This is a genomic window from Streptomyces sp. SID5785 (assembly GCF_009870065.1).
Taxonomy (GTDB): Bacteria; Actinomycetota; Actinomycetes; order Streptomycetales; family Streptomycetaceae; genus Streptomyces.
Genome location: NZ_WWIA01000880.1, coordinates 1 through 3,229, shown reverse-complemented (window position 1 = coordinate 3,229; position 3,229 = coordinate 1). Strand labels below are relative to the sequence as shown.

The 3,229-nt window shown below is 73.8% G+C and carries 4 protein-coding genes; 2 read left to right on the top strand and 2 right to left on the bottom strand.

Annotation, left to right across the window (positions count from 1 at the left end; genetic code table 11):
• Positions 1–163: 163 nt before the first annotated feature.
• Complete coding sequence (locus GTW43_RS28565) at positions 164–625, bottom strand: hemerythrin domain-containing protein (RefSeq protein ID WP_161304851.1); 462 nt, start codon at positions 623–625, stop codon at positions 164–166.
• A 121-nt stretch (positions 626–746) separates the two neighbouring features.
• On the opposite strand from GTW43_RS28565, the gene GTW43_RS28560 reads away from it, so the two are divergent.
• Positions 747–1,637, top strand: a complete 891-nt coding sequence (locus GTW43_RS28560; protein WP_202502062.1) for an aminoglycoside phosphotransferase family protein — start codon at positions 747–749, stop codon at positions 1,635–1,637.
• A gap of 6 nt (positions 1,638–1,643) precedes the next feature.
• Here the strand turns inward: GTW43_RS28560 and GTW43_RS28555 are convergent, their stop codons facing one another.
• The gene (locus GTW43_RS28555; RefSeq protein WP_161304850.1) at positions 1,644–2,726 is read right to left on the bottom strand and encodes a mechanosensitive ion channel family protein; all 1,083 of its coding nucleotides are present in this window, start codon (positions 2,724–2,726) and stop codon (positions 1,644–1,646) included.
• 267 nt (positions 2,727–2,993) lie between these two features.
• Between GTW43_RS28555 and GTW43_RS28550 the strand changes: the two genes are divergently transcribed.
• The coding region (locus GTW43_RS28550) for an aminotransferase class III-fold pyridoxal phosphate-dependent enzyme (RefSeq protein WP_161304849.1) at positions 2,994–3,229 on the top strand (236 nt) is incomplete at its 3' end.

The following is a 3,229-nucleotide window of genomic DNA, read 5'->3' as shown; positions in this document are numbered from 1 at the left end:
GGGGTCAAGGGGTCGCAGGTTCAAATCCTGTCGTCCCGACTTTTCGAAGTCGTGAGTCGTGATCCGTGGGGCCGCTTCAGAGGGATCTGAAGCGGCCCCACGGTCGTTGCGCGGGTCCTGTCCCGGGCGGGTCCAGTCCGGGCAGGGGTCCTGTCCCGGCGGGTCAGGCCGGGGCGCCCGGGTGGGCAGCCCGCCAGGCGTCCATCGAGCGGTTCCAGCCGTCGCCGGACAGGGCGGTCAGAGACGCGGGGAACAGCCCGTCCTCCTCCTTCGCGATGTGCCGGTGCAGCTCGTGCACCGCCTCGGTGAACGTGCGGACGTCGGCGGCGTCGCCGAGGTCCAACGCGGGCAGCAGCGCGGCCAGTTCACGGTGCTCCGACTCCAGCGCGGCGATGTAGTCCGCGTACTCCGGATCGTCGCTCATCACGCGGAACAGCCCGTCCTCCTCGCCGCGCCAGTGCGCGGCGAGCTCCCGCGCCATCCGGTCGACGAGGACCCGGGCCCGTGCGGGATCCCCCTGCTCCAGGGCGCGCAGGGCGTCACCGGCGGCGTCCGTGACGCGCTCGTGCTCGGCGATGAACTCCTTGATCAGGGGAATGTCACGGCATCCGCAGTAGTGGCACATGGGGCCAGTGAAGCGCCCGCCGCCGGACGCCCGGCGGACCGCCGCGCCCGAAAACCCGGTGCCGCGCGCGGGGCGGCCCCCTACGCTCGCAGTCTCCGCCACCGCCGCCCGGAAGGCCACGATGAGCGCACCGTCCAAGCTGCACGACGACGAGCCCGACGTGGACGAGGCCCTGGTCCGGGGGCTCCTCGCCGACCAGTTCCCGCGGTGGGCGGCGCTGCCGCTGCGCCCCGTCGGCTCCGACGGCACCTCCAACCTGCTGTACCGGCTCGGCGACGAGCTCGTCGTGCGGCTGCCGCGCACCCGGGGCGCCGCCGCCGACGTGCCCGGCGAGCAGCGATGGCTGACCCGGCTCGCCCCCGCACTCCCGGTCGCCGTGCCCGAACCGCTCGGTGCGGGCACTCCCGGGCGCGGCTACCCGTGGCCGTGGTCCGTGTACCGCTGGCTGCCCGGGACCGTCCCCACCGGCGAGCGGCCGCGGGACCCGGCCCGACTGGGGCGGGACATCGCCGACTTCGTCCGGGCGCTCCAGCGCGCCGACACCACCGGCGCGCCGGCCGCCGACCGCGGCGCGCCGCTCGCTCCGCGCGACGCGGACACCCGAGCGACGCTCGCCCGGCTCGACGGACTTCTCGACGCCGGGGCCGCGACCGCGCTGTGGCAGGACGCGCTCGACGCGCCCGCGTGGCGCCGCCCCGGCGTGTGGCTGCACGCCGACCTCGAGCCCGGCAACGTGCTCGTCGACCCGGAGACCGGCGGGCTGACCGCCGTCATCGACTTCGGCTGCACGGGGGTCGGCGATCCCGCCGTGGACCTCATCGCCGCCTGGTACGTGCTCGACGACGAGGGCGCCGCCGCCTTCCGCGCGAGCGTCGGCCACGACGCCGCGACCTGGCGCCGGGGCCGCGGCTGGGCCCTGACGATCGCCGCCCACGAACTGGCCTACTACCGCGGACGGAACGCCTTCATGGCCGACACCGCCGCCCGGGTCCTCGGCCGGCTGCTCGGCTGAGCGGCGTCACACGGCCGGGTGCCGCTCGCCGCCGCGCTGCGGCGGGATCACGACCGGCGCGCTGCCCTGGGCCAGCGCCACGGTGCGCACCGGCGACGGGATCCGGATGCCCTCCTCGCGGTAGCGCCGGTGCAGCCGCTTGATGAACTCGTGCTTGATCCGGTACTGGTCGCTGAACTCGCCCACGCCCAGAATCACCGTGAAGCTGATCCGCGAGTCGCCGAACGTGTGGAAGCGCACCGCCGGTTCGTGCTCCGGCATGGCGCCCTCCACCCCGCTCATCACCTCGGCGACGACCTCCGTCGTGACCCGCTCGACCTGGTCGAGGTCGCTGTCGAAGGAGACACCCACCTGGACGAGCAGCGTCATCTCCTGCTCCGGACGGCTGTAGTTCGTCATGTTCGTCCCGGCCAGCTTGTTGTTCGGGACGATCACGAGATTGTTGGAGAGCTGCCGCACCACCGTGTTGCGCCAGTTGATGTCGACGACGTACCCCTCCTCGCCGCTGCTCAGCCGGATGTAGTCGCCGGGCTGCACCGTCTTCGAGGCGAGGATGTGGACGCCCGCGAAGAGGTTGGCGAGCGTGTCCTGGAGGGCGAGGGCGACCGCGAGGCCGCCGACGCCGAGGGCGGTGAGCAGCGGCGCGATCGACACGCCGAGCGTCTGCAGCACGACGAGGAACCCGATCGCGAGGACCACGACCCGGGTGATGTTCACGAAGATGGTCGCCGAGCCGGCCACCGCCGACCGGGACTGGGCCACCGTCCGCACCAGCCCGGTCACGACCCGCGCCGCCGTGAGCGTCGCCGCGACGATGACGAACGCGGTCAGCGCCGTGGTCACGTTGCGCCCGGTCCGGGCCGTGAGCGGCAGCACCTCGGCAGCCACCGCCGCCCCCGCGGCGACCGTCGCCCACGGCACCAGTGTGCGCAGCGCGTCGACGATCACGTCGTCGCCGCCCCACCGGGTCCGGCTCGCCCGGACGCCCAGCCACCGCATCAGGGCGCGCAGCAACAGGCCGCCGACGAGCCCGGCGAGCAGGGCGATGCCGGAGAGCAGCAGATCGTGGAGCGCGAGGCCGCGGGTCACCGGCCACCTCCCGCGGACAACACCGGTGCGGGAGCGGATATGTGAAGTTTCGTCACCTGGTACCTGCCGGATCGGGGATGGGACGTGCGCGGGCGTCCTGACCGCCCGCGCGCGGGACATCCTGCCGCACGCCCCCGGCACCGCCCGCACGCGGGCCGCCCTGCGGCACGGCGACATGCCTGGTCAGGCGCGGTGGACCGGTCATGGCGGCGAAACACCCCACATGACCCATTGACGTCGGTTCGCCCCGGCATCGACGCTGGGGGCATGACCCAACTGTCCGAGCATCTGCGTCAAGCCACCCCCGTCGTCGCGCAGCGCGGGGAGGGCGTCCATCTCTACGGCGTCGACGGCCGCCGCTACCTGGACTTCACCGCCGGGATCGGCGTCACCAGCACCGGGCACTGCCATCCCCGGGTCGTGGCCGCCGCCCAGGAGCAGGTCGGCACCCTCATCCACGGCCAGTACACGACCGTCATGCACCAGCCGCTGCAGCGCCTCGA